The following is a 24,743-nucleotide window of genomic DNA, read 5'->3' as shown; positions in this document are numbered from 1 at the left end:
TTCGCTCCGCAGAGGACAGGCCTCTCCCGGAGCGAGTTCCACAAGGGACGAGGCCGGACTGCACCAAAAAAGTGCAAGGATGCAGTGCCGCTAGAGTAGCCGGCAAAGCCGCCTGCGCACGTACGTCAGGGCGACAACAAGATTCAGCTGCGGAACGGATCTCAATAGTGTGGCGGCGGGGCTTCGTCCGGCATGCCGCCACCGCCCGCGCTCTGCAACTCCACCTGGCGTTCGGCCAGCATGCGGATCTGTGCCGCGCAGCGATCCAGGGTCCGCTGCTGCTCGACGATGATGTCGTTGAGGGTCTGGATGGTGTCGTCCTGGAAAGCCTGGCGCATCTCCAGGTCGGCGATACGTTCTTCGAGGGTCATGCCGGTACCTCCTGTTCGAGCTGCACCCGCCAGCGCTCGGCGGCAGCGTGGCCGGCCTCGGCGCCATAGGGCTCGCGTGGCGAGTGCCCCCATACCGGGCCGGGCCAGGCCGGATCACCTTCCTGCCGCAGCAGGACATGCAGGTGCAATTGCCGGACAACGTTACCCAGGGCGCCGATGTTCAATTTGCAGTCAGGGTGAGCGTTACGCAACACCTGGGCAACAAGTGTCACCTCTCGCCACAGTTGTGCCTGGTCCTGGGGTGACAGGTCGAGGACCTCGGTAACACCTTCGCGGCGGGGCACCAGCACCAGCCAGTCATAGCGGCGATCGTTCAGCAGCAATACCTGGCACAGCGTCAAGGACGTCACTTCCAGGGAATCGCCGGCCAGTCGTGGATCTATTTGGAACATCTCATCTCCTGCTAACACCAGTCAGCACTAAAAGTGTGCACGGCTTGGGCAACGTGAAACCTTTGGTGTCACAAAGGTGCAATCAACCCTCCCGAAACTGCCCGTCACCCGGGGAGTAGCCTTGCGGTAGACAGGCGTGCTCGACGTTTGAGGATTTGTGCACGCTTTTTGCTATCACGATCCGGGTACGACGATCGGACGGGAACTCTTAAAGCGCTTTCTTAAGAGTCACGGTTAATCCGCTCATCACATGCAAAATTTTGATGAAGCCTATCGCCCCTCCGAGAGAGGTGCTATATGTGCCGCCATTAGAACAAACAGCCACGGCTGACACGATGGCTGACTTTCAACCCAAAGGAGCATTTCTGATGCAAGCGATGAAGTGGAGCATTCTCGCCCTGGCAGTAGCCGCAGGGACCACTCAACTGGCTTTCGCCGACCAGCAGTCCGAATCCAAGGGCTTTGTCGAAGACAGCAAGCTGAACCTGTTGAACCGCAACTACTATTTCAACCGGGATCGTGATGGCGGCTCGAACGACCGTCGCGACTGGAGCCATGGCTTCCTGCTTAACTACGCGTCGGGCTTCACTCAGGGCACCGTAGGCGTCGGTGTGGATGCCTTCGGCTACCTCGGCATCAAGCTCGATGGCGGCAAGGGTTATGCCGGCACCGGCAACCTGCCGATCGGCAACGATGGCCGCCCGAACGACGAGTACTCCACCGCTGGCGCCGCAGTCAAACTGCGCATCTCCAATACCGTGCTGAAGTACGGCAACCTGCAGCCGACCTCGCCCGTGTTCGCCGTGGGTGGCAGCCGCCTGTTCCCGCAGACCGCTACCGGCTTCATGCTGACCAGCGAAGAAATCCAGAACCTGTTCCTGGAAGCGGGCCACTTCACCGCCGGTCGCGACAACATCAACACCTACCACGACGGCAACCTGGGTGCTGAGTACGCGGGCGTAACCAGCAAGTCGGGCGACTACGTGGGCGGCAAGTACAAGCTGAACGATCAGCTGAGTGCTTCGTTGTACTACGGCAAACTCCAGGACATCTGGAATCAGTACTACGGCAACCTGAACTACGTTCAGCCGCTGTCTTCGAACCAGTCCCTGACCTTCGACGCCAACTACTACTACACTGAAGACACCGGTAGCGCCGACGCAGGCAAGATCAGCAACAACACCTTCTCGCTGGCTGCTGCCTATAGCATCGATGCCCATACCTTTACTCTGGCCTTCCAGAAAGTGAATGGTGACACTCCGTTCGACTATGTGGGTGCAGGCGGCAAAGGCGGCGCCCTGGGTAGCGGTGGCGACAGCATCTTCCTGGCCAACTCCATCCAGTTCTCCGACTTCAACGCCCCGGGCGAGAAGTCCTGGCAGGCGCGCTACGATCTGAACATGGCCACCCTGGGCGTACCCGGCCTGAGCTTCATGACCCGTTATGTGCGTGGCACTGGCATCGATGCACCCAACGCCAATACTGCCTACGCCAACCTCTACCAAGACGGCGATAAAGAACACGAGACCAACCTTGAAGCCAAGTACGTTCTGCAGAGCGGCCCGGCCAAGGATCTGTCCTTCCGTATTCGCCAGACCTGGCACCGTGGCGACGCGAGCACCGGTACTGGCGGTAGCGGTAACGTCAACGAGTTCCGCCTGATCACCGAGTACCCGCTGAGCATCCTGTAAGGGACAGCGTACCTCGTACGATCCAGCAGCCCGGCATTCGCCGGGCTGTTCTTTTCCGGCCTCCGGTCGGCGCCGCCCGCGTCCCTGTACGCCCTGCCCCACCCCGCCGTACAATGCCGGTCCCGTCTCGATGCCGACAGACCGCCTAGCCATGCGTACCAGCCAGTTCCTGCTGTCCACCCTCAAAGAAACCCCTTCCGATGCCGTGGTGATCAGCCACCAGCTGCTGCTGCGTGCCGGCATGATCCGCAAGCTGGCCTCCGGTCTCTATACCTGGCTGCCGCTGGGCCTGCGCGTGCTGCGCAAGGTGGAAGCCGTGGTGCGTGAGGAAATGAACGCCACCGGCGCCCTGGAGGTGCTGATGCCGGCGATCCAGCCCGCCGAGCTGTGGCAGGAATCCGGCCGCTGGGAGCAGTACGGCCCCGAGCTGCTGCGCCTGAAGGACCGCCATCAGCGTGACTTCTGCGTGGGCCCGACCCACGAGGAAGTCATCACCGACCTGATGCGCAACGAGTTGAACAGCTACAAGCAGCTGCCGATCAACCTGTACCAGATCCAGACCAAGTTCCGTGACGAGATCCGCCCGCGCTTCGGCCTGATGCGCGGCCGCGAATTCGTGATGAAGGATGCCTATTCCTTCCACCTGAACCAGGCGTCGCTGCAGCAAACCTACGACGCCATGTACCAGGCGTACTGCAACGTCTTCAGCCGCCTGGGTCTGAATTTCCGTCCGGTGCAGGCCGACAACGGTTCCATCGGTGGCAGCGGTTCCCACGAATTCCATGTACTGGCCGGCTCCGGTGAAGACGACATCGTCTTCAGCGACAGCTCCGACTACGCCGCCAACATCGAGAAGGCCGAGGCCCTACCGCGGGAAACCGCGCGTGGCGCCGCCAGCGAAGAGTTGCGTCTGGTCGATACCCCCGACACCAAGACCATCGCCGATCTGGTGGAGAAATTCGGTCTGGCCATCGAGAAGACGGTGAAGACCCTGGTCGTGCGTGGCGCCGAGGAAGGCAAGCTGATCGCCCTGGTGGTCCGTGGCGATCACGAACTGAACGAGATCAAGGCGGCCAACCTGCCGGAAGTCGCCAGCCCCCTGGTGTTCGCCACCGAGCCCGAAATCCGCGCGGCCATCGGTGCCAGCCCTGGCTCTCTGGGCCCGATGAATCTGTCGATCCCCTGCATCGTCGATCGCTCGGTCGCCCTGATGAGCGACTTCGGCATCGGCGCCAACCAGGAAGACAAGCACTACTTCGGCGTCAACTGGGAACGCGATCTGCCGCTGCCCCAGGTCGCCGACCTGCGCAACGTGGTGGCCGGCGATCCGAGCCCCGATGGCCAGGGTACCCTGGTGATCAAGCGCGGCATCGAAGTGGGCCATATCTTCCAGCTGGGCACCAAGTACAGCGAGGCGATGAAGCTGTCGGTCCTGGGCGAGGAAGGCAAGCCTACCCTTCTCACCATGGGCTGCTACGGCATCGGCGTGTCCCGCGTGGTCGCCGCTGCCATCGAGCAGAACCATGACGAGCGCGGCATCCGCTGGCCGGCTGCCCTGGCACCGTTCAACGTCGCCCTGGTGCCGATGAAGTACGAGAACGCCGCGGTGAAGGAAGCGACCGATCGCCTCTATGGCGAACTGAAGGCCGCCGGCTTCGACGTGCTGCTGGACGACCGTGACAAGAAGACCAGCCCTGGCGTGAAGTTCGCCGACATGGAGCTGATCGGCATCCCTCATCGCCTGGTGGTGGGTGAGCGCGGCCTCAATGAAGGCCTGGTCGAATACAAGGGCCGTACCGACAGCGATAGCCACAACATCGCCCTGGCCGAGATCGTCGATTTCCTCAAGGCCCGCTGAGGGCTACCGTTCCAGGTCAGGCGTCCGTGCGCCTGACCTGGAAGTCGGTGAAGCCTTCACAGCCCACCTCCTCCAGCACCACCCCGGTCACCTGGGCCGCTGCCGGTCCCTGCCAGAGCCAGCGCTCCATATGGGCGAGGGCCTCGACCGAACCTTCCAGGTGGCACTCCACCCGGCCATCCGCCAGATTCCGCACCCAGCCGCTGACGCCCAGTCGCTGCGCCGCCTGCCGCGTGCTCTCGCGATAGTAGACGCCCTGTACGCGCCCACTGATCAGGCCACGACGCGCCGATCCGTCCCTCATCGCGGGGCACCCCTTTCTTCCAGCGCCGGCGCGACCCTGAGCCACTGGGCCACGCTCCCGGCCAGCAGCTCATGACGTTGTGCCTGCAGCCGCGCGAAAGCCGCCTGCAGCTGCGGATACCAGTCACCGGGAAAGCGTTCGGCGGGCGGCCAGCAATCCGGCGCAGGCGGCGCCCAGGGCGCGCGATCCAGCAGATCCAACAGCGCATAGCCATGCAGGTCACGGCAGAGCACCCAGTGGCCGCTGTCGTTCTGGCATACCAGACGCTCCTGTTGCAGGAAGGCCAGCACCGCATGCCATTCATGCTCCGGCAGCTTCCAGCCGGCCTGGTGCAGCCGCCCCAGGTGCAGGCTGGAGCCGCTCTGCTGGCGCTCCAGAAAGGCCCGCAGCACGGCGAGCAGGATGAAGAAGGCCGGCAGCGGCGCGCGGCGCCAGTGGTGGGTGGTGGACAGGCTGCAGACCACCTCCGCGCCCAGCAGCACGATCAGCCAGCAGACATAGATCCAGACCAGGAACAGCGGCACCGTGGCGAAGGCGCCATAGATCAGCTGGTAGCCGGGGAAATAGAAGACATAGAGACCGAACAGGCTCTTGGCCGCCTCGAACAGGACCCCGGTCAGGGCCCCGCCGATCAGCGCGTGGCGCAGCGGCACCCGGGTATTGGGGACGGCGGCATACATCAGGGTGAAGGCGGCGATGCTGAACAGCAACGGCGTGACCTTGAGCAGCGCCTGGGCACCGGACATGCCATAGGAGCCGAACACCAGGGCCACCGAGGCCAGGTAGGTGCTCATGGCGAAGCCGGCGCCCAGCAGCAGGGGCCCCAGGCTGAGCACCGCCCAGTAGAGCAGGAAGCTGGAGACCCCGCGCCGCGGAATGCGCACGCGCCAGATGTCGTTGAAGGTCTTTTCCACCGTCACCAGCATGAAGAAGGACGTCACGGCCAGCAGGGCCACGCCCAGCCAGGTCAGGTGGCGGGCCTGCTCGATGAAGTTGCGCAGGTACTCTTCCAGGGTCGCCCCGGTGGAGGGCACGAAGTTGCGGAAGATGAAGGCCTGGATCTGCACCTCGGTGCCCTGGAAGGCGGGTATCGCCGAGAGCATGGCGAAGGTCACGGTCATCACCGGGACCACGGCGAACAGGGTGGTGTAGGTCAGGGCCGCGGCGTTGTTGGGCGCCCGGTCCTCGATGAAGCGGTCGGCGAGGTAGCGAACGAAGGACAGCAGTTCACGCAAGCGGGCCGGCATTGGCGGTTCCTCGAAAGGCACGGTCAAGGGCTGGCGCGGCAGTCCTCGCCAACCCGCTACAATGGCCATCTTACCTTCTATGGATCAGCCTATGAGTGAAATCGTCCTCTATCACAATCCGCGCTGCTCGAAATCGCGAGCGGCGCTGGAGTTGCTGCAAAGCCGCGAGCTAGCTGTATCCGTGGTGCCCTACCTGGAGACGCCGCCGGATGCAGCCGCCTTGCGCGAGCTGCTCGCCAAGCTGGGCCTGGGCGCGCGCCAGTTGCTGCGCACCGGGGAGGAGGCCTATCGCGAATTGGGCCTCGCCGATCCGGCGCTGGACGAAGACGCGCTGATCGCGGCCATGGCCACCCATCCCAAACTGATCGAAAGACCCATCGCCGTATGCGGCGAACGCGCCGTCATCGGTCGTCCCCCCGAGCGTGTCCTGGAGATCCTGCAATGACCCCCGAAGCCTACGTCCTGGTGCTCTACTACAGCCGCCATGGTGCCACCGCCGAGATGGCTCGCCAGGTCGCCCGCGGGGTCGAGATGGCCGGCATGGCCGCGCGCCTGCGCACGGTGCCGGCGGTGTCCGCCGAGTGCGCCGCCGTCGCCCCGGCGGTGCCCGAGCAGGGTGCGGTCTATGCCACCCTCGATGATCTGCGCGATTGCGCGGCCCTCGCCCTGGGCAGCCCGACGCGCTACGGCAACATGGCCGCCGCCATGAAGTATTTTCTGGATGGAACCAACAGCCTCTGGCTGACCGGCGCCCTGGTGGACAAGCCCGCCGGGGTCTTCACCTCCACCGCCAGTCTGCATGGCGGCCAGGAGAGCACGCTGCTGTCCATGGCGCTGCCGCTCCTGCACCACGGCATGCTCATCACCGGCCTGCCCTACAGCGAGAGCGCCCTGCTGGAAACCAAGGGTGGCGGCACGCCCTATGGCCCGAGTCATTTCGCCGGGGCGGATGGCAAGCGCGCGCTGGACGAACAGGAGACGGCACTGTGCCGGGCCCTGGGCAAGCGCCTGGCGACCCTGGCGGGTCGCTTGCAGAAGAAGTAGTCGCCGGCGCGGCTACCAGCTCATGATTTCCTTGACGAAGGGAATGGTGAGCTTGCGTCGCGCCTGCAGCGAGGCCTGATCCAGGCGTTCGAGCATGTCGAACAGGGCATCCATGCTGCGGGTGTTGCGCGAGAGGATGAAGCGGCCGACCTCGTCGGTCAGGTGCAGGCCGCGGCGGGAGGCCCGCAGCTGCAGGGCGCGCAGCTTGTCTTCGTCGGACAGCGGACGTAACTGGAAGACCAGCGCCAGGGTTAGTCGCGACTTGAGATCGGCCAGTTGCACCGGCAATTGCCGCGGCGAAGCGGTACTGGAGATCAGCAACCGCTTGCCGGCATCGCGCAGGCGATTGAACAGGTGGAAGAGCGCCTCCTCCCAGCGCCGCTGGCCGGCCAGGGCATCGAGATCGTCGAGGCAGACCAGTTCGCACTGCTCGAGGTTGTCGAACAATTCGACGCCGTAGTCGGCCAGTTCACCCATGGGCAGGTAGATGGCGCGCTCGCCCAGTTCCTCCAGGCGGTGACAGGCGGCCTGCATCAGATGGCTGCGACCGGCGCCAGCGCCACCCCAGAGATAGATCAGACTTTCCGTCCAGCCGGCATCCGCATCGCAGAGACGCTCGACATAGCCGAGCGCCGCGGCATTGGCGCCAGGGTAGTAATTGACGAAGGTGGCGTCGTCACGCAGACGAATGCCCAGGGGCAGCTGTAAAGGCATCATGCCAGCTCGAACGGCTCTTGGCAGTTTCGCGAGGGCGCCAAGTCTAACCAAATCCCCGGTCCCTCGCAGCAGCCGCTTCAGTCTTGGGCGCTGGTCCTCATGGCCAGCGGAAATACAGGGTGGTACGCGCTGGCTGAGCGGATGGGGCCGGCTGGGCCGTAGGCGCGCTCGGCGTGGCCGTGGCGTCGACGGGTACCCCCTGAGTCGCCGGTGCCGGAGTGGCAGGGGCGGCCGGCGCCGAGGCGGGCTGCAGTCCGGCGAGACCGAGTTGCGCCTGCAACTGGTCCGGATTGGCGGTGAGGTCGTAGGTCAGCTGGGTCCCCTCGACCTTGACCAGGCGGCTCGACAGGGGCTCCAGGACTTTCTGCAGCTGGGCATAGCGCTCGAAATTGGAATTGTCGGCCACCAGCGTCAGCGGCTGGGTGGTGCCCGGACGGGAAACGAATTTCTTCGACAGGCGCGCGGCTACGTCCTGCAGTACCGCGGCAGCCAGGGCGTCCTGATCGGCCGCCTGGCTGCTGCCCTGCTCCGCGGCGCCGTTGTTCCACAGGCGCCACTGGGCCTGCCAGCCGTTGCCCTGGGGCTTGGCATGCACGGCTAGCAGGGCATTGGCGCCGTAGCGCTCGGAGGCCTGGCGCAGGGCGGTCGGGTCGTTGGCGTCGATGTTGGCGGCAGTGCCGGCCAGTTGCTCGTTGAGATCGGCCAACGGCAGGCGGATCGGCAGGCCGGCGCGCTGGGCGCCACGCTGGACGCCGGTGCTGGCGGGCTGGCCATCACCCACCAGGGCCGCCCCGCTGTCGGCGTCGTTGAGCCACCAGATCATCACCACCGGACGATTGGCGCCCCACACCGAGAGCCCCGCCTGGCCCAGGGCACGCTCGGTAGCGGCCGGGTCGAAGTTGGCCACCAGCACCTCCGGCGGGCCGGCGTCATAGCTGTACTGGCTGATAAGGGATTCGGGCGCCGCCAGGGCACTGGCGAGACCCGGGGTCTGGCCGGCCTGGGGATTACCGGTCAGGCGTCCGGCCAGCACCTGCAGAGCGCGCTTGAGGGCGGCATTGCGCTCGTCCGGTTGTTGCGAGGTCACCGGCTCGCGGACCTGGTAAAGGTTGTCCACCACCTCGGCGCGGGCGAGCGGACTCAGGACCAGTAGCGAAGCGAGCAACGGAAGGACGAGACGGCGCATGGCGATTCCATAGAAAGGGCAAGGGGCATACCTTAAAAGCCGCCCGATCCGCGAGCAAGGGCACTGGGTCGCGGGCTGCGCAGAAGGTAGCCGCAGAGACTGCCCGCCCGGCGAACGGATGGGCGACCAGGCTCAGACCACGGCGAGCTGGCCGGGTGCCATCGCCACCCGGACCGGAGGCCGCGGCGGGCCGCGTGCTTTGGCACGGCTTCTGGTAAAATCGCCCGCCTCATTGCCGGCTGGCGCCAGCCGGCTCGTTTCGCCATTAGCCAAAGGCCAGGATTCATGAGCAAACAACCCCAGCTGAGCTACAAGGACGCCGGTGTAGACATCGACGCCGGTGAGGCTCTGGTAGAACGCATCAAGGGCGTCGCCAAGCGCACCGCCCGCCCGGAAGTCATGGGCGGCCTGGGGGGCTTCGGTGCCCTGTGCGAGATCCCGGCAGGCTATCGCCAGCCGGTACTGGTCTCCGGCACCGACGGCGTCGGCACCAAGCTGCGCCTGGCCATGAACCTGGCCAAGCACGACAGCATCGGCATCGACCTGGTCGCCATGTGCGTCAACGACCTGGTGGTCTGCGGCGCCGAACCGCTGTTCTTCCTCGATTACTACGCCACCGGCAAGCTCAATGTCGACGTCGCCGCCCAGGTGGTGACCGGCATCGGCACCGGTTGCGAACAGGCGGGCTGCTCCCTGGTGGGTGGCGAGACCGCCGAGATGCCCGGCATGTACGAGGGCGAAGACTACGACCTGGCCGGCTTCTGCGTCGGCGTGGTGGAAAAGTCCGAGATCATCGACGGTTCCAAGGTGGCCACCGGTGACGCCCTGATCGCCCTGCCCTCCTCCGGGCCGCACTCCAACGGCTATTCGCTGATCCGCAAGATCATCGAGGTGGCCGGCGCCGACATCGAGAACATCCAGCTCGACGGCCAGCCGCTGACCGAACTGCTGATGGCGCCCACCCGCATCTATGTGAAGCCGCTGCTCAAGCTGATCAAGGACACCGGCGCGGTCAAGGCCATGGCCCACATCACCGGTGGCGGTCTGCTGGACAACATCCCGCGCGTGCTGCCCGAGGGCGCCCAGGCGGTGCTCGACGTGGCCAGCTGGCAGCGTCCGGCGGTGTTCGACTGGCTGCAGCAGCAGGGCAACGTCGACGAGACCGAGATGCACCGCGTGCTGAACTGCGGCGTGGGCATGGTCATCTGCGTGGCCCAGGATCAGGTCGAAGGCGCCCTGCAGGTGCTGGGTGCCGAGGGCGAGCAGCCCTGGGTCATCGGCCGTATCGAACAGGCCGCCGAGGGCGCCGACCAGGTCGTGCTGAACAATCTGAAACAGCACGGATGAGTTCTGCCGACTGCGCCGTGGTGGTGCTCATCTCCGGCCACGGCAGCAACCTGCAAGCCCTGATCGACGCCGCTACACCACCGGTGCGGATCGCCGCGGTGATCGCCAACCGCGCCGAGGCCTATGGCCTGGAGCGGGCCCGCCAGGCGGGGATCGCCACCCGGGTCATCGACCATCGCGACCACGGCGATCGCGACAGCTTCGATGCGGCCCTGGCGGCCGCCATCGATGCCCAGGGCGCTGATCTGGTTGTCCTGGCCGGCTTCATGCGCATCCTCACGCCAGCCTTCGTGCGGCGCTACCAGGGTCGCCTGCTCAATATCCATCCCTCGCTGCTGCCACTGTACAAGGGCCTGCACACCCACCAGCGCGCCCTTGACGCCGGCGATGCCTGGCACGGCTGCAGCGTGCACTTCGTCACCGAAGAACTGGATGGCGGTCCGGTGGTCCTGCAGTCGCGGGTGCCAGTGCGGGCCGAAGACACGGCGGAGAGCCTCGCGACACGGGTACACGCCGCCGAGCACCTCCTTTATCCTGTGGCCGTGCGGTTGTTCGCCGAAGGTCGTCTGCGGCTGGGTACCCTGGGTGCCGAGCTCGATGGCGAGGCATTGCCGCCTACCGGGGCCACGTTGCCGTCACTGACGGCCGCGGCCTCCCTTTCTTGATCCAAGGAGAAACTGATGCGACGTCTGTTGTTCCTATTGGCCACCCTCTGCAGCGCCTCGGCCTTCGCCTTCGACCTGCAGCCGTTCACGGCCAGCTACACCGCCGACTGGAAGCAGATGCCGGTCAGCGGCTCGGCCGAACGCTCGCTGGAGAAAGAAACCGATGGTCGCTGGGAGCTGAAGTTCGAAGCCTCCATGCTGGTCGCCGGCCTCAACGAATCCAGCACCTTCCGCCGCGAAGGCGAAGCCTTCCTGCCGGACACCTACCAGTACAAGCGCAGCGGGCTGGGCAAGAGCCGCGAGAGCGAACTGACCTTCGACTGGGCCGCCAAGAAGGTCACCGGCAAGGACAAGGACGATCCGGTCAGCCTGCCACTGGATCGTGGTCTGCTGGACAAGTCGACCTACCAGCTCAAGCTGCAGCAGGACGTGGCCGACGGCAAGAAGAGCATGAGCTACCAGATCGTCGACGGTGACAGCATCGACACCTACGACTTCCGCGTCATCGGTCCGGAGCGGATCCGCACCCCGCTGGGTCTGTTCGATGCCATTAAGGTAGAGCGCGTGCGTGATCCCACCAAGAGCAGCCGCAAGACCGAACTGTGGTTCGCCAAGGATTGGGACTATCTGCTGGTACGTCTCTACCAGCAGGAGAGCGACGGCAAGGAATACCAGACCAGCCTCAAGGAAGGCTCGGTCAACGGGCGCACGGTGAAAGGCGCCAACTGATCCTGGCGGCAAGCGGAACGCCCTCTTCGGAGGGCGTTTTCTTTCGTACGCCCAAGCAGGCGTGACAGCTGCCTCTCGCGGCAGGCGAGTAAGTACCCAGCAGCGCTTCTCGGGCAATGTCCATCTGCGCCTATCGCGGCCATGGGCCGCTCCTACACCCTTGCGGATCCCGTAGGAGCGGTCCATGGCCACAGGACGACAATCGCGGGCGCGACAGATTGTCGCAGAAGTTGTAACGACTTGTTGCCGAGATACGCCTTGGTCCTGAAGCGAAACGCTCTAGTATGGGTTTTCAAGCCCTGCCGTAGTGCGGGCTCGACCAAGGAGATACAGCATGACCATTACCGTAACTGAACGTGACGAAGACCATATGTCCCGCGAAGCCCGTGGCCTGGGCATGCATCTGTGGGACGTGAAACAGGAAGGGGAATTGGTCGGCGTCTACCAGAGCGAAGCCGATGCCCTGCAGTACAAGGAGCAGATCGAACACGAAGGCGCGTCGCACGCCGAGTGAGTCGAAAGACCTTTTTACCGACTGCCTGAAAAAGGCCCGTCTCTTGGAGGCGGGCCTTTTTCGTTCCAGGGTGGAACGAGGAGTTGGGGTAGGCTGGGTTGAGCGGGTAAAGCCCAACATCATCTGGCTCAACATTGTGCTCGGCACCCCTCACCCCAGCCTTCTCCCAGGGGGAGAGGGGTAGTCCGGCGCGGGTGTTGGGCTTCACCGGGCTCGACCCAACCAACAGCGTCGCAGGTTGGGTTGAGACAGCCCCAACGTCGAAGCCCAACAAGCCCAACGTTGGGTCAGCGCACCAGCTCGTCGGCGAAGACCTTGTCCAGGGTGATGGGCAGATCCCGGACCCGCTTGCCGGTGGCGTGGAAGATGGCGTTGGCAATGGCTGCCGCCACCCCGACGATACCGATCTCGCCGATGCCCTTGGCGCCCAGCGGATTGACGATCTCGTCGTGCTCCTCGACGAAGATCACGTCCAGCTGCTGGATGTCGGCCTGCACCGGGAAGTGGTATTCGGCGAGGCTGTGGTTCATCCAGCGGCCTTCGTGGGTGTCCATCATCCCCTCTTCCTGCAGGCCCATGCCGATGCCCCAGACGATCCCACCGGCCACCTGGTTCTCGCCGGTTTTGAGATTGAGGATGCGACCGGCGGCCACCGCGGTGACCACGCGACTGACCTGGACGCTGCCGAAGTCTTCATCGACCTTGACCTCGACGAACACCGCCGAGTGGGTACCGGTGGCGTAGTTGTCGCGCTCTTCCGCTGGCTCGGCGCTGGCCAGGGTTTCCATGGACGGCGACCCCGAAGCCTTGAGGATGGCGGTGAAGTCGACACGCTGGGCCGGATCGGTCTTGAGGCTGATGCCGCCATCGGCGAACACCACCTGCTCCAGCTCCGCCTTGGCCAGCGGCGAATCATCCATTTCCTTGGCCGCATCCAGCAGTTGCTGACGCAGCTGATCGCAGGCCAGTTTCACGGCGGTGCCCACCGAGGACACGGTAAAGGAACCGCCCTCGAGGGGTGCCTTGGGCAGGGTGGAATCACCGAGCTTGAAGGTCACCTTGTCCAGCGGCAGACCGAGGTTCTCGGCGGCGATCTGGGTCATCACCGTATAGGTGCCGGTGCCGATGTCGGCCGTGGCACTGGCCACCACCAGGCTGCCGTCGATGTTCATCACCGCCTTGGCGGTGGCGGGTTGCTGCATGGCTTCCCAGACCCCGGTGGCCATGCCCCAGCCCACCAGCTGGTTGCCGTCGCGCATGGAGCGCGGCGCCATGCTGCGCCGTTCCCAGCCGAAACGCTCGGCCGCCTGGCGATAGCATTCCAGCAATTCCTTGCTGGAATAGGGCTTGCCCTTGGCCGGATCCGTATCGGTGAAGTTGCGAATGCGCAATTCCAGCGGATCGATGTCGGCGGCATAGGCCAGTTCGTCCATGGCGCTTTCCAGCGCATAGACGCCCAGCACCGCGCCGGGGGCGCGCATGTCCAGCGGGGTGTAGACGTCCAGCGCGGCCAGTTGATAGGCCAGCTTGATGTTGGGGCAGGCATAGAGCGATGCCGACCAGACCAGCACCATCTCGGTGAAGTCTTCGAACCGCGAGGTGATGCCGAGGGCGCTATGGTCGATGGCCTGCAGCTTGCCGTCGCTGTCGCAAGCCAGCTTGATCTGCTGATAGGTCTCGGGACGATAGCCGAAGGTAAACATCTGCTGGCGGGTCAGGGTGACCCGCACCGAGCGCTTGAGCTGCAGCGCGGCCATGGTCGCCAGCACCAGCTGGTACTGCGGACGCAGGCCGGAACCGAAGGCGCCACCGACAAAGGGCGAGATGACCTTCACGTCGCCCTCACCCAGCCCGAAGATGCTGCTGACGAACTGGGCGCTGTTCTGCACGCCCTGGGTCTTGTCGTGCACCGTCAGCTTGCCATCCTTGTGGTAGATGACGGTGGACGCGTGCATCTCCATGGGGTTATGGAATTCCGCCGCGGAGTGGTATTCGGCTTCGATGCGGGTAGGCGCCGCGGCCCAGGCTGCTGGGGCATTGCCCCGATTCTCCGGCAACTCCATGGGCGCTTCGTGGGCCTGGTCGCGAGCCTGGGCCAGGTCGGTGGCGTGCTCCTCTTCGCTGTAGTGGGCGCGGATCAGTGAGGCGGCGTGACGCGCGGCCTCGAAGGTCTCGGCCACCACCAAGGCGATGGGCTGGCCACTGTAGAGGATGCGGTCGTTGTACAGCGGCCGAAAAGGCTTGCCGTCAGCCGCATCCATGTCGGTATAGCTCTCGTCGTAGCTGGCCATCTTGGGTCGATTGAGATGGCTGAGCACCTCGATCACGCCCGGCTGGGCCAGGGCTTCGCTGACGTCCAGGCCGAGCAGGCGACCCTTGGTGATGGTGGCGTTGACCACGAAACCAAAGGCCAGATCCGGCACGCTGAATTCGCCGGCATAGAGCGCCTGGCCGGTGACCTTGAGCGGACCATCGACGCGGGGAACGGCTTTTTGCAGATGGACGACGGTCATTGCAGGGTACCTCCGGCGGCTTCGGTAAGGGCACGCACGATGGCGCGCCGGGCCAGTTCGATCTTGAAGCTGTTATGGGCAAAACCCTGGGCGCCCTGCAGCAGGCGATCGGCCAGCTGACCGAAGGCCGCCTTGTCCGCCACCTGGCCGACCAGCGCCTGCTCGGCCTCCGGCAGCCGCCAGGGCTTGTGGGCTACGCCGCCCAGGGCGACACGGACCTGCCTGATACGCTCGCCATCCAGTTCCAGCGCTGCCGCCACCGAGACCAGGGCGAAGGCATAGGAGGCGCGGTCGCGGATCTTCAGGTAGGCGCTGTGGGCAGCCAGGCTTTCGGCTGGCAGGGTCACGGCGGTGATGAGTTCGTCGGCGGCGAGGTTGGTATCGCGCTCGGGGGTATCGCCGGGCAGCCGATGGAAGTCGGCGAAGTCAATGACCCGCTCGCCGTTCGGACCGCTCACCTCGACCCGGGCTTCCAGCGCAGCCAGGGCCACGCACATGTCCGAAGGATGGGTGGCGATGCACTGCTCGCTGTGGCCGAGGATGGCGTGGATGCGATTCTGTCCTTCACGGGCGCCGCAGCCGGAGCCGGGCTCGCGCTTGTTGCAAGGAGTGCCCACGTCATAGAAGTAGTAGCAGCGGGTACGCTGCAGCAGGTTGCCGCCGGTGGAGGCCATGTTGCGCAGTTGCGGGGAAGCGCCGGCAAGGATGGCCTTGGCCAGCAGCGGATAGCGACGCTGCACCTCGGGGTGGTAGGCCACCTCGGCGTTCTTGACCAGGGCGCCGATGCGCAGGCCGCCTTCGGAGGTGGTCTCGACCTCGCGCAAGGGCAGGCCGTTGACGTCAATCAGTTGCTCGGGGCGCTCGACGTTTTCCTTCATCAGGTCCAGCAGGTTGGTGCCGCCGGCGATGAAATGGGTCTGGGGGCCATGCTGGCGGATGGCATCGGGCACGGCGTTGGGCTTGGCATAACCGAAGCGGTTCATTCGCGGCCCTCCCCTTGCTGGCAATCCGGACGCGCCCGCTCGATGGCGGCGCGGATGTTGCGATAGGCGCCGCAGCGGCAGAGGTTGCCGCTCATCTGCTCGGCTACCTCGGCCTCTCTGTGGGCGTGGCCTTCCTTGAGCATGCCGATGGCCGAACAGATCTGGCCAGGCGTGCAATAGCCGCACTGGAAGGCGTCTTCGGCCACGAAGGCGGCCTGCATGGGGTGCAGCTGGTCGCCCTGGGCCAGGCCCTCGACGGTGGTGACCTCGGCGCCATCCTGCATGACCGCCAGGGCCAGACAGCTGTTGATACGGGTGCCATTGACCAGGACGGTACAGGCGCCGCACTGACCATGGTCGCAACCCTTCTTGGTGCCGGTCAGGTCGAGGTGGTCGCGCAAGAGATCGAGCAGCGTGGTCCAGGGCTCCACGGCCAGTTGCAGCTGCTTGCCGTTGAGAGTCAGGGCGATGGTATGGGACTCGGGTTCGGCCAGGGGCTGGACCTGGCGCGCGGGGGTGGCGTTCATGGCGGACCTCACGGTTAAAGCCGCGGGGTGCAGATTGCCCCCGTGGTCGGAATAGGCGGTAGCAGCGAAGGGCCACCTCAGGTAAGGGACTGTCCCCGACCAGAACCGGTTCAGCACCCCTGCCCAACGGTATTCAACGTAACGTTGAAAGCCGCTCAGCGAAATGGTGAGAGTGCCGATCCAGAGCCTCTCTCCAGGGACAGGACACATTCGGTATGGCGCCTGTTCGTGCCAGCAGCCCAGTGGCCTGAACCCCACTGCCACCGGGGTAGTCATCAGAACTCCCGTGATGTGCCCCTAACGATGAGAATCCAACCATGGCTTCCGACTCCGATGCACGCTGGCGCCTGTCGCGACGGCAGTTTCTCGGCACCTCCGCGGTGCTGGTGGCGACCAGCGCCATTCCCGGCTACACCTTCGCCCAGGCCAGTGGCGGCGCGCCCCTGACGCCCCAGGCCATCGCCGCGCGGCTGCCGCAATTGCTGCCGCTGACCCTGCAGATCAATGGCGAGGCGCGCAGGCTCAAGGTCGACAGCCGCACCACCCTGCTCGATGCCCTGCGCGAGAACCTGCACCTCACGGGCACCAAGAAGGGCTGCGACCATGGCCAGTGCGGCGCCTGCACGGTGCTGGTGAACGGCCAGCGCATCAACAGCTGCCTGAGCCTGGCGGCCATGCACGAAGGCGACACCATCACCACCATCGAAGGCCTGGGCAACGCCGAGCGCCTGCATCCCATGCAGGCGGCCTTCCTGGCCAAGGACGGTTTCCAGTGCGGCTATTGCACCCCAGGGCAGATCTGCTCGGCGGTGGCCCTGCTGGACGAGGTCAAGGCTGGCATGCCCAGTCACGTCTCCGCGAGTCTCGACGGGCCGATGCGGCTGAGCGAGGAAGAGATCCGCGAGCGCATGAGCGGCAACCTCTGCCGCTGCAGCGCCTATCCCAACATCGTCGCGGCCATCCAGATGGCGGGGGGCCAGGCATGAGAGTCTTCGACTATCGACGCGTGCAGACCGAAGCCGATGCCAGCCGCCAGGGCGTCCAGGCGGGCAGTCGCTTCATCGCCGGGGGCACCAATCTGCTGGACCTGATGAAGCTGGAGATCGAAACGCCCAGCCAGGTGCTGGACATCAATCGCCTGCAGCTGGACCAGATCAGCGCCACCCAGGAGGGCGGCCTGCGCATCGGTACCCTGGTCCGCAATTCCACCCTGGCCGCCGATGCCCGGGTACGGGAGCGCTATCCGGTGCTCTCCCGCGCGCTACTGGCCGGCGCCTCGGCGCAACTGCGCAACAAGGCCACCACCGGCGGCAACCTCCTGCAGCGCACCCGTTGCTCCTACTTCTACAACACCGCCATGCCCTGCAACAAACGCCAACCCGGCAGCGGTTGCGCGGCCCTGAGCGGCTTCAATCGGATGAACGCGGTGATCGGCGCCAGCGACCAGTGCATCGCCGTGCATCCCTCCGACATGGCAGTGGCCATGCGGGTGCTGGACGCCACGGTGGAAACCCGGGAAGCCACTGGCCGCACCCGGCGCATTCCTATCGCCGACTTCCATCGCCTGCCCGGTGACACCCCGCAGATCGAGACGGTGCTGCAACCCGGCGAACTCATCACCGCCGTGACCCTGCCACCGCCACCGCCCGGCATCCAGGTCTATCGCAAGGTGCGTGATCGTGCCTCCTATGCCTTCGCCCTGGTGTCCATGGCCGCCATCGTCGAACTGGACGGCACGCGTATCCGCAGCGGTCGCGCGGCGTTCGGCGGCCTGGCGCACAAGCCCTGGCGGGTGGCGGCGGCCGACCGGGCCTTTGCCGGCCAGGCCGTGGACAGCGATCTGGCGGCCGTGGGCGATGCCCTGCTCGCCGGAGCCCGTGGCTATGGCCACAACGATTTCAAACTCGAGCTGACCCGTCGCATCCTGCGCGCCGGGGTGGCCGACGCTCGCCAACAGGCCTGAGGACAGCAGCATGGAAATGAATGAACCCGCTGGCCGCAACCTGATCGATGAGAATCGCGGCGGCCTGATCGGCAAGCCCATCGATCGCGTCGACGGCCTGCTCAAGGTCACCGGCCAGGCGCCCTACAGCTTCGAATTCCGCAACGACCGCGTCGCCTATGGCTTCATCGTCGGCGCCACCATTGCCAAGGGCCGCATCCGGCGCCTGGACACCTCGGCTGCGGAAAGCGCGCCGGGGGTGCTCAGCGTGCTGACCTATCGCAATGCGCCGCGCCAGGCCGCCCGCGAGCCGGACAACAGCGGCCGCTTCACCCGGCCCAAGCCCTACCTAGACAGCGACCAGGTGCGCTATTTCGGCGAACCCGTGGCCTTCGTGGTGGCCGAGACCTTCGAGGAGGCGCGCCTGGCGGCGGCCCTGGTGGAGATCGACTACGCGGCCGAGCCGGGCGTCTTCGACCTGGCCGCCAACCTCGGCCAGGCGGTCAAGCCGCCGGATGCCGATCAGCCCACCGACACCGCCTCCGGCGATGTGGATGCCGCCTTTGCCCGGGCGCCGATCAAGCTCGACGAGCGCTATACCACGCCCTACCACATCCACGCGCAGATGGAGCCCCACGCCAGCCTCGCCCAGTGGGACGGCGACCGGGTGACGATCTATTGCTCCACCCAATTCGTCGAGCAGGCGCAGAGTTGCGTGGCCAATACCCTGCAGCTGCCCAAGGACAAGGTGCGGATCGTGGCGCGCTATATCGGTGGCGGCTTTGGCGGCAAGTTGCCGATCTATGCCGACGCCCTGATCGGCGCCATGGCCGCCCGCGCCATCGGTCGGCCGGTCAAGGTCACCCTCACCCGCCAGCAGATGTTCCAGATCACCGATCACCGCTCGGCCACCGTGCAGCGCATCCGCCTGGGCGCCGACCGCGATGGCCGTATCCAGGCGATGGCCCACGAGGGCTGGTCCCATTCCGCTCGCGGCCTGACCTACTACGAACCCACTGGTCTGTCCTCGCGCACCCTCTATGCCGGCGATGACCGCCTGGTGGCGCACCGCATGGTCGAGCTGGATCTGCCCGAGTCCGGCTCCTGCCGGGCGCCCGGCGAAGCCGTGGGGATGCTCGCCAGCGAAAGCGCCATGGACGAACTGGCGGTCATGCTCGCTCTCGATCCCATCGAGCTGCGCATCCGCAATGAACCCAGCCGGGACCCGGAAAAGCATATCCCCTTCTCCTCCCGCAAGCTGGTGGAGTGCATGCAGGACGGGGCCCGCCGCTTCGGCTGGAACCGGCGCAATGCCAAGCCCGGCCAGGTGCGTGACGGCGACTGGCTGATCGGCATGGGCATGGCCGCGGCCAGTCGCGCCAACATGCTCAGGCCGTCCCAGGCCGGGGTACGCCTGGAGGCCGATGGCACGGCCACGGTAAAGACCTCGATGACCGACATCGGCACCGGGACCTACACCATCCTGGCGCAGATCGCCGGCGAGTCGCTCGGCTTGCCGGTGGAGCGGGTCAAGGTGCTGCTGGGCGACAGCGACGATCCGGCCGGGGCCGGCTCCGGCGGCTCCTTCGGGGCGGCCAGTTCCGGTTCCTCGGTCTATGTCGCCTGCGAGAATCTGCGCCTGAAGGCGGCGCAAGCGGCGGGCATCGACCCGGCCAGCGCCCGCTTCGTCGGCGGTCGGCTGATCGCCGACAACGGCAGTCGCGACCTCGCCGAACTGGCGCGCGAGCACGATCTCCAGGCCATCGGCGAGATCAAGCCGGGGCAGACGCTCAAGGACTATTCCCAGCAGGGCTACGGAGCCTTCTTCGCCGAGGTGGGGGTGCACGCCCTCACCGGCGAGATCCGCCTGCGGCGCATGCTCGGGGTGTTCGCCGCGGGGCGCATCCTCAACGAGAAGACCGCCCATTCGCAGATGCTCGGCGGGATGATCTGGGGGGTGGGCAGCGCCCTGCACGAAGACGGAGTGATCGATACCCGCCACGGCCACTTCGTCAATCATGACCTGGCCGACTACCACTACCCCTGCCACCTGGACATCCCGGCCATCGAAGCCCATTTCCTGCCGGAAGTGGACGACAAGGCCAATCCGCTGAAGATCAAGGGCGTCGGCGAGCTGGGCATCTGTGGCGCCGGGGCCGCCCTCGCCAACGCCGTCTACAACGCCTGCGGGGTGCGCATCCGCGACTATCCGCTGACGGTGGACAAGGTGCTGGCCGGGCTCAAGACGGCCTAGCCGCAGGCGGCGCGGTTCAGCGCGCCGCCTTGCCGCCCGCCCGTGTCGCCAGCAGCACCCCGCCGATGGCGATGACCATGGCCACCCAGGCCAGGGGTGGCAGCGTTTCACCCAACAGCAGCCAGGCGCTCAGGGCGGCGCCCGGTGGGACGCAGAAGAACAGCGCACTGACCCGGGCCGCCTCGCCGGCGCGGATCATCCACACCAGCAGGCTGATGGCCAGGAGCGAGTTGGCCAGCACCAGATAGGCCAGAGCGCCGATGAAAGCCGGCGCCCAGTGCACCGGGCTGTGCTCGAACAGCAGCGCCAGGGGCGCACAACACGCCAGGCCGACGCTGTACTGCACCAGGTTGTTGGTGACCGGGTGCTGGGCCACGCCCAGGCGCTTTTCGTAGAGCACCGCGCTGGTCATGCCCAGCAAGGCGCCCACCGCCAGGCAGATGCCGAAGAGGGACTCCACGGCGACGCTGGCGCGCGCCAGGATCACCCCGATGGCGCCGAGCAGTCCCAGCGCCAGCCCCAGCCACTGCAGCGGCGCCACCCGCTCGCCCACCAGCAGGGGGGCGCCCAGGGCCACCAGGATCGGCTGCAGCGAGGCGACCATGGCCACCACGTTGGCCGAGGCACCCATCACCAGGGCGCCATAGCTCATGCCGAAATAGACGCCCTGGATCAGAAACCCCACCACCGCCAGATTCGCCCATTCCCGTCGGCTGCGCGGCAGGGGCGGGCGCAGGACCAGGAAGGCGATCAGCAGCACGCTGAAGGCCAGCGCATAGCGCATCGCCAGCAGGGTGAAGGGGGGCGCATAGGCCAGGCCCACCTTGGACACGGCGAAACCGGCGGACCACAGGGCCAGGAACACCAGGGGGATGAGGCGCAGCAACCAGGGATTCAGCGAAGTGGACGACATCGGACGCTCAGGGCCAGACGAGTCAGCGGGACGCGGCTCGCGAGCGGGAAGGATAGCTGACGACCAGCAGACCGCTGAGCACCAGGGCCGCACCGGCGAGAAATCCCGGACCCGGGGTTTCACCCAGTAGCCAGATCCCCATCAGCACCCCGAACAGCGGCGTCAGCAGGGTCAGCACGCCCAGGGGGGCGGCGCGATAGCGACTGAGCAGCACGAACCAGCCCAGCAGGCTGATGCCGGCGACGATGAACACCTGGAAGGCCAGACTCGACCAGGCCAGGGAATCCAGCGCGGCCAGGTCCAGCCGCTTGCCGAGCGGCAGGGCCAGCGCCAGCAGCACCACTCCGGTCACCCCGAGTTGATAGAACAGCGTGCGCAGCGGCGGCGCCTCGGCCAGGGCGCTGCGGCGGATCAGCACCGTGGTGGCGCCCCAGGCGGCGCCGCCGGCCAGGCCGATCAGATCGCCCTGCCAGCTGGTGCCGCCGCTCGGCTTGCCGACCAGGAAGGCGCAGACCACGCCACTGGCCGCCAGCACCATGCCCAGCCACTGGCGCCCCGACAGCCGCTCGCCCGGCACCAGCCAGTGCAGGCCGCAGGCGGCGAACAGCGGCGCCGTGTAGATGAATACCACCATGTGCGCGGCGCTGGTGTATTTCAGGCCCACCGCCATGCAGAGGAACTCCAGGGCGAACAGCGACCCGGCGAGCAGGCCGGGAATCAGCGTCTGGTCGCGGCCCAGGCAGCGGATGCCGCGCCAGCGCGCCAGGCCATAGAGCAGCCCGGCCGCCAGCAGCGAACGCCAGCCGATCTGCAGCAAGGGGTCCACCTGCTCGGCGATGGCCTTGATCGCCGTCTGCTGCAGGCCCCAGACCAGGCAGAGCACCAGCATGACCAGCACGGCGGGGAGATCGAGCTCCTTGCGCATGGGCATCGTTCCAGGAAAAAAGTGAGCCTGCAGGATGACGGTGGCTGAACAGGTCGGACAAACGATGTTTAATGGGCGTCAGGCTCAGGAAAACTAAGGCTGCCATGACCATCGCCCTCCCCCTCAATGCCCTGCGTGCCTTCGCGGCGGCTGCCCGGCATCAGCATTTCGCCAGGGCGGCGGCCGAGCTGCACGTCACCGTCGGGGCCATCAGTCGGCAGATCCGCCTTCTAGAGGAGGAACTGGGGCAGACCCTGTTCGAGCGCCTGCCCCAGGGCGTGCGGCTCACCGCCCAGGGGCGCGCCCTGGCCGCTGAGATCGCGCCGCACCTGGATGGCCTGACCCGCGCCGTCGCCCGGGCACGGATCAAGAGCAGCGTCCTGACCGTCAGCGCACCGCCCACCTTCGGCCAGGAATGGCTGTTGCCGCGGCTGGAAGACTTCCAGCGCCAGCATCCGGATATCGAGGTCTTTCTCGACGCCTCGTCCGCCATCGTGCCACTGGGCACCGAGGGCGGCGCCCAGGCGGCGATCCGCTATGGCCGGGGCGACTGGCAGGACGGCGAGACCCGCCTGCTGCTGCGCGAATGGATCTTTCCGGTGTGCAGCCCGGCGCTGATCCCGGCGCCGCTGGCTGAGCCCGCCGCCTTGCTGGACTATCCGCTGCTGCATGCCGAATGGCCTGGCGGCTGGCGTTCGGGACGCCCCAGCAGCCGGTCCAACGCCTGGCAGGACTGGTTCGCCAGCCAGCAGGTGCCCCTGGGCGACAGTCTGCGCGGTCCGCGCTATTCACTGAGCGGCATGGCCCTGCAACAGGCGGCGGCCGGCAAGGGCGTGGCGCTCGGCGGCTGCGTGCTGGCCCAGCGCCTGCTGGCCAGCGGCGCGCTGGTCCGCCCGCTGCCGGATCGGTTCAACCAGCTGTCGGCCCAGGCCTACTTCCTGGTGTTGCCCAAGGGCCCGGTGGAAGCGCCGGTACAGCGCTGGATCGACTGGCTGCTGGTGCAGATCCGCCAATTCCGCGAGACCCAGGGCGAGCTGCAGGAGACCGGCGGCGCCTGGTGAGGACTGTCCTTTTACGGCAGTCTAGGCGGCCTGCCCCTGCAACAGTCAGCCTGCATGATCACCTGTCGCCTGTTCGCCCTGTTCGCCCTGCTCGCCCTACTGCTCTCGACCACCGCCCTGGCCGCCGAACAGGTCCCGGCCGCCTGCGATCGCCAGGGCAGCGAGGCGCAGCTGGCGGTCTGCGCCGCCGAGGATCTGGCCGCGGCGGAAGCCCGGCTGGCCGACGTCTACGGTCGCCGGCTGGCGGGTCTCTCCGCTGCGCAACGACCCGCCTTCGAACGTCTGCAACAACTCTGGCAGGACGACCGCGCACCCCGCTGCGCCACCGCGACGCGTGGTTTCCAGGGCGCCATGCAGCAGCTGCAGTATCTGAGTTGTCTGAAGTCGGTGACCCTGCTGCGGCTGGACGATCTGCAACGGCAGCTACCGCGGCGCGACTGACGCTTCGTCGCCACCGCTGCTGTCCGGCGCCGGAAGTCACTATCATGGCGCCCCGCTGTTGGAGTTCGAGATGTACGAGCGTTACCTGCCCCTGCTGGTCCCGGCCGGACTGCTGCTTCTGGGGGCGTTGTGGTGGTGGCAGCGCCGGCGCCAGGCCGCCTTTCCCTACCGCCAGGTCGAAGCCCTCTTCACCCCCGCCGAACAGGCCTTTCTCGCGGTACTCGACGAAGCCGTGGGCGACGACTACCGGGTGTTCGGCAAGGTGCGCATCGCCGATGTGGTCCAGACCCTGCCGCTGCGCGACCGCCGCCGCTATCTGATCGCGCAGAACCGCATCAACTGCAAGCACTTCGACTTCGCCATCTGCCGGCGTGACGACCTCGCCGTGCACGCCGTGGTCGAACTCAACGACAGGTCGCACCTGCAGCGCCATCGCCAGCAGCGTGATCGCTTCGTCCGCGCGGTGTGCGAGGCCGCCCAGTTGCGGCTGGTGGAGATTCCGGCGGCGGCGCGCTATTCCGCCACTGCCGTGCGTGACGCCGTGTTCGGCGGGCGCCGTCCGCGCACTCGGGTAGCGGCCCCTAGCCAGGCGCTGACGCCGGAATGCCCGGAGTGCCAGGCGCCCATGGTCCGCCGTCGCGCACGCAGCGGTCGCCACCAGGGGCGGGAATTCTGGGCCTGCTCGAACTACCCGGATTGCCGCGCCCTGCTCGACATCGACGACTGACCAAGGGGCCCCTGCGATGCGCTATCCCACTACTCCGGACGGACGCTACTTCGTAGTCAGGGGCCGGCTCTGGCGGTGCACCGATCCCAGCCTGCCCGCCGACCGCCGCGACATGCTGACCCATGAGCTCATGGATGCGCGCCGCCAGGTGGGCGTAACCAAGCGTCAGGGTGACGAGGCCGCCCTGCGCAGGGCACGCGCCGCGGTGGACGCCGCCAAGCACGCCCTGGGGGAGCGCGGACCAGTATGGTGGACCGACGGCGCGCCCGACTACAACCGGCGGATGGCCAGGAACACCCCCTATGCCGACTGGTACCGGCAGCTGGACGCAGAGGCTTCCTGACCCGATCCGCGCGGCGTAAGGTGAACGG

26 protein-coding genes are annotated in these 24,743 nt (G+C 66.5%); 15 read left to right on the top strand and 11 right to left on the bottom strand.

Annotation, left to right across the window (positions count from 1 at the left end):
• Nucleotides 1-161: 161 nt before the first annotated feature.
• Nucleotides 162-371, bottom strand: coding sequence for a SlyX family protein (locus tag PVZ77_RS14285; RefSeq protein WP_273809081.1), 210 nt, complete (start codon nucleotides 369-371; stop codon nucleotides 162-164).
• Nucleotides 368-784 (bottom strand): HIT domain-containing protein, encoded by a 417-nt coding sequence (locus PVZ77_RS14280; protein WP_273809080.1) that lies wholly within the window; start codon nucleotides 782-784, stop codon nucleotides 368-370. Before PVZ77_RS14280 ends, PVZ77_RS14285 begins: the two co-directional genes overlap by 4 nt.
• 368 nt (nucleotides 785-1,152) lie before the next feature.
• On the opposite strand from PVZ77_RS14280, the gene PVZ77_RS14275 reads away from it, so the two are divergent.
• Both PVZ77_RS14275 and PVZ77_RS14270 read left to right on the top strand, forming a co-directional pair.
• On the top strand, nucleotides 1,153-2,475 hold the full coding sequence (locus PVZ77_RS14275; RefSeq protein WP_273809079.1) for an OprD family porin: 1,323 nt from the start codon (nucleotides 1,153-1,155) through the stop codon (nucleotides 2,473-2,475).
• Between the two features lie 151 nt (nucleotides 2,476-2,626).
• Nucleotides 2,627-4,333, top strand: coding sequence for a proline--tRNA ligase (locus tag PVZ77_RS14270; protein WP_273809078.1), 1,707 nt, complete (start codon nucleotides 2,627-2,629; stop codon nucleotides 4,331-4,333).
• A 16-nt stretch (nucleotides 4,334-4,349) separates the two neighbouring features.
• Here PVZ77_RS14270 and PVZ77_RS14265 read toward each other — a convergent pair whose 3' ends face one another.
• Nucleotides 4,350-4,637 (bottom strand): acylphosphatase, encoded by a 288-nt coding sequence (locus PVZ77_RS14265; RefSeq protein WP_273809077.1) that lies wholly within the window; start codon nucleotides 4,635-4,637, stop codon nucleotides 4,350-4,352.
• On the bottom strand, nucleotides 4,634-5,884 hold the full coding sequence (locus tag PVZ77_RS14260) for a YihY family inner membrane protein (protein WP_273809076.1): 1,251 nt from the start codon (nucleotides 5,882-5,884) through the stop codon (nucleotides 4,634-4,636). Before PVZ77_RS14260 ends, PVZ77_RS14265 begins: the two co-directional genes overlap by 4 nt.
• Before the next feature lie 91 nt (nucleotides 5,885-5,975).
• Between PVZ77_RS14260 and arsC the strand changes: the two genes are divergently transcribed.
• Together arsC and wrbA are read left to right on the top strand one after the other, a co-directional pair.
• Nucleotides 5,976-6,329 (top strand): arsenate reductase (glutaredoxin), encoded by a 354-nt coding sequence (gene arsC, locus PVZ77_RS14255; protein ID WP_273809075.1) that lies wholly within the window; start codon nucleotides 5,976-5,978, stop codon nucleotides 6,327-6,329.
• Nucleotides 6,326-6,928 (top strand): NAD(P)H:quinone oxidoreductase, encoded by a 603-nt coding sequence (gene wrbA / locus PVZ77_RS14250; protein WP_273809074.1) that lies wholly within the window; start codon nucleotides 6,326-6,328, stop codon nucleotides 6,926-6,928. Before arsC ends, wrbA begins: the two co-directional genes overlap by 4 nt.
• A 12-nt stretch (nucleotides 6,929-6,940) precedes the next feature.
• Here the strand turns inward: wrbA and hda are convergent, their stop codons facing one another.
• Nucleotides 6,941-7,645, bottom strand: coding sequence for a DnaA regulatory inactivator Hda (gene hda / locus PVZ77_RS14245; RefSeq protein WP_273809073.1), 705 nt, complete (start codon nucleotides 7,643-7,645; stop codon nucleotides 6,941-6,943).
• 97 nt (nucleotides 7,646-7,742) lie between these two features.
• A complete protein-coding gene (locus PVZ77_RS14240; protein WP_273809072.1) occupies nucleotides 7,743-8,831 on the bottom strand; it encodes a DUF2066 domain-containing protein in 1,089 nt (362 codons plus the stop codon).
• A 285-nt stretch (nucleotides 8,832-9,116) separates the two neighbouring features.
• On the opposite strand from PVZ77_RS14240, the gene purM reads away from it, so the two are divergent.
• The 4 genes from purM to PVZ77_RS14220 all read left to right on the top strand — a co-directional run bounded on the left by purM (nucleotide 9,117) and on the right by PVZ77_RS14220 (nucleotide 12,086).
• A complete protein-coding gene (gene purM / locus PVZ77_RS14235; RefSeq protein WP_273809071.1) occupies nucleotides 9,117-10,178 on the top strand; it encodes a phosphoribosylformylglycinamidine cyclo-ligase in 1,062 nt (353 codons plus the stop codon).
• Nucleotides 10,175-10,843 carry a phosphoribosylglycinamide formyltransferase gene (gene purN / locus PVZ77_RS14230; RefSeq protein ID WP_273809070.1) on the top strand — a complete coding sequence of 223 codons (669 nt, stop codon included), beginning with the start codon at nucleotides 10,175-10,177 and terminating at the stop codon, nucleotides 10,841-10,843. The genes purM and purN overlap by 4 nt, the downstream gene beginning before the upstream one ends.
• Nucleotides 10,844-10,858: 15 nt before the next feature.
• On the top strand, nucleotides 10,859-11,572 hold the full coding sequence (locus PVZ77_RS14225; RefSeq protein WP_273809069.1) for a DUF3108 domain-containing protein: 714 nt from the start codon (nucleotides 10,859-10,861) through the stop codon (nucleotides 11,570-11,572).
• A gap of 334 nt (nucleotides 11,573-11,906) precedes the next feature.
• The gene (locus PVZ77_RS14220; protein ID WP_273809068.1) at nucleotides 11,907-12,086 is read left to right on the top strand and encodes a hypothetical protein; all 180 of its coding nucleotides are present in this window, start codon (nucleotides 11,907-11,909) and stop codon (nucleotides 12,084-12,086) included.
• A gap of 287 nt (nucleotides 12,087-12,373) precedes the next feature.
• Here the strand turns inward: PVZ77_RS14220 and PVZ77_RS14215 are convergent, their stop codons facing one another.
• From PVZ77_RS14215 to PVZ77_RS14205, 3 genes are read right to left on the bottom strand one after another with little or no spacing between them, the layout of a single operon-like run.
• A complete protein-coding gene (locus tag PVZ77_RS14215) occupies nucleotides 12,374-14,599 on the bottom strand; it encodes a xanthine dehydrogenase family protein molybdopterin-binding subunit (protein ID WP_273809067.1) in 2,226 nt (741 codons plus the stop codon).
• A complete protein-coding gene (locus PVZ77_RS14210) occupies nucleotides 14,596-15,582 on the bottom strand; it encodes an FAD binding domain-containing protein (RefSeq protein WP_273809066.1) in 987 nt (328 codons plus the stop codon). The genes PVZ77_RS14215 and PVZ77_RS14210 overlap by 4 nt, the downstream gene beginning before the upstream one ends.
• A complete protein-coding gene (locus PVZ77_RS14205; protein ID WP_273809065.1) occupies nucleotides 15,579-16,109 on the bottom strand; it encodes a (2Fe-2S)-binding protein in 531 nt (176 codons plus the stop codon). The genes PVZ77_RS14210 and PVZ77_RS14205 overlap by 4 nt, the downstream gene beginning before the upstream one ends.
• A 317-nt stretch (nucleotides 16,110-16,426) precedes the next feature.
• Here PVZ77_RS14205 and paoA point away from each other — a divergent pair, with 317 nt between their 5' ends.
• Genes paoA through PVZ77_RS14190 form a run of 3 tightly spaced genes read left to right on the top strand, consistent with a single transcriptional unit; the run spans nucleotide 16,427 to nucleotide 20,305 of the window.
• Nucleotides 16,427-17,095 (top strand): aldehyde dehydrogenase iron-sulfur subunit PaoA, encoded by a 669-nt coding sequence (gene paoA, locus PVZ77_RS14200; protein WP_273809064.1) that lies wholly within the window; start codon nucleotides 16,427-16,429, stop codon nucleotides 17,093-17,095.
• Complete coding sequence (locus PVZ77_RS14195; protein WP_273809063.1) at nucleotides 17,092-18,072, top strand: FAD binding domain-containing protein; 981 nt, start codon at nucleotides 17,092-17,094, stop codon at nucleotides 18,070-18,072. The genes paoA and PVZ77_RS14195 overlap by 4 nt, the downstream gene beginning before the upstream one ends.
• A gap of 10 nt (nucleotides 18,073-18,082) precedes the next feature.
• Nucleotides 18,083-20,305 carry a xanthine dehydrogenase family protein molybdopterin-binding subunit gene (locus tag PVZ77_RS14190; protein WP_273809062.1) on the top strand — a complete coding sequence of 741 codons (2,223 nt, stop codon included), beginning with the start codon at nucleotides 18,083-18,085 and terminating at the stop codon, nucleotides 20,303-20,305.
• Between the two features lie 16 nt (nucleotides 20,306-20,321).
• On the opposite strand, the gene PVZ77_RS14185 is transcribed toward PVZ77_RS14190, so the two are convergent.
• On the bottom strand, nucleotides 20,322-21,218 hold the full coding sequence (locus tag PVZ77_RS14185) for a DMT family transporter (protein ID WP_273809061.1): 897 nt from the start codon (nucleotides 21,216-21,218) through the stop codon (nucleotides 20,322-20,324).
• 22 nt (nucleotides 21,219-21,240) lie between these two features.
• Complete coding sequence (locus tag PVZ77_RS14180) at nucleotides 21,241-22,143, bottom strand: DMT family transporter (protein ID WP_273809060.1); 903 nt, start codon at nucleotides 22,141-22,143, stop codon at nucleotides 21,241-21,243.
• A 104-nt stretch (nucleotides 22,144-22,247) separates the two neighbouring features.
• Here PVZ77_RS14180 and PVZ77_RS14175 point away from each other — a divergent pair, with 104 nt between their 5' ends.
• The 4 genes from PVZ77_RS14175 (at nucleotide 22,248) to PVZ77_RS14160 (ending at nucleotide 24,715) form a co-directional block, all read left to right on the top strand.
• The gene (locus PVZ77_RS14175; RefSeq protein ID WP_273809059.1) at nucleotides 22,248-23,204 is read left to right on the top strand and encodes a LysR substrate-binding domain-containing protein; all 957 of its coding nucleotides are present in this window, start codon (nucleotides 22,248-22,250) and stop codon (nucleotides 23,202-23,204) included.
• A gap of 54 nt (nucleotides 23,205-23,258) precedes the next feature.
• The gene (locus PVZ77_RS14170; protein WP_273809058.1) at nucleotides 23,259-23,645 is read left to right on the top strand and encodes a lysozyme inhibitor LprI family protein; all 387 of its coding nucleotides are present in this window, start codon (nucleotides 23,259-23,261) and stop codon (nucleotides 23,643-23,645) included.
• A gap of 70 nt (nucleotides 23,646-23,715) precedes the next feature.
• Nucleotides 23,716-24,372, top strand: coding sequence for a DUF2726 domain-containing protein (locus tag PVZ77_RS14165; protein ID WP_273809057.1), 657 nt, complete (start codon nucleotides 23,716-23,718; stop codon nucleotides 24,370-24,372).
• Nucleotides 24,373-24,388: 16 nt separating this feature from the next.
• Nucleotides 24,389-24,715, top strand: coding sequence for a hypothetical protein (locus PVZ77_RS14160; RefSeq protein ID WP_273809056.1), 327 nt, complete (start codon nucleotides 24,389-24,391; stop codon nucleotides 24,713-24,715).
• Nucleotides 24,716-24,743 lie beyond the last annotated feature (28 nt).

It is taken from the genome of Pseudomonas sp. SHLD1 (genome assembly GCF_028640935.1).
GTDB lineage: Bacteria > Pseudomonadota > Gammaproteobacteria > Pseudomonadales > Pseudomonadaceae > Chryseomonas > Chryseomonas aestiva.
Note: the sequence above shows the minus strand (reverse complement) of the source record. Positions and strands in the feature narration are given on the sequence as shown.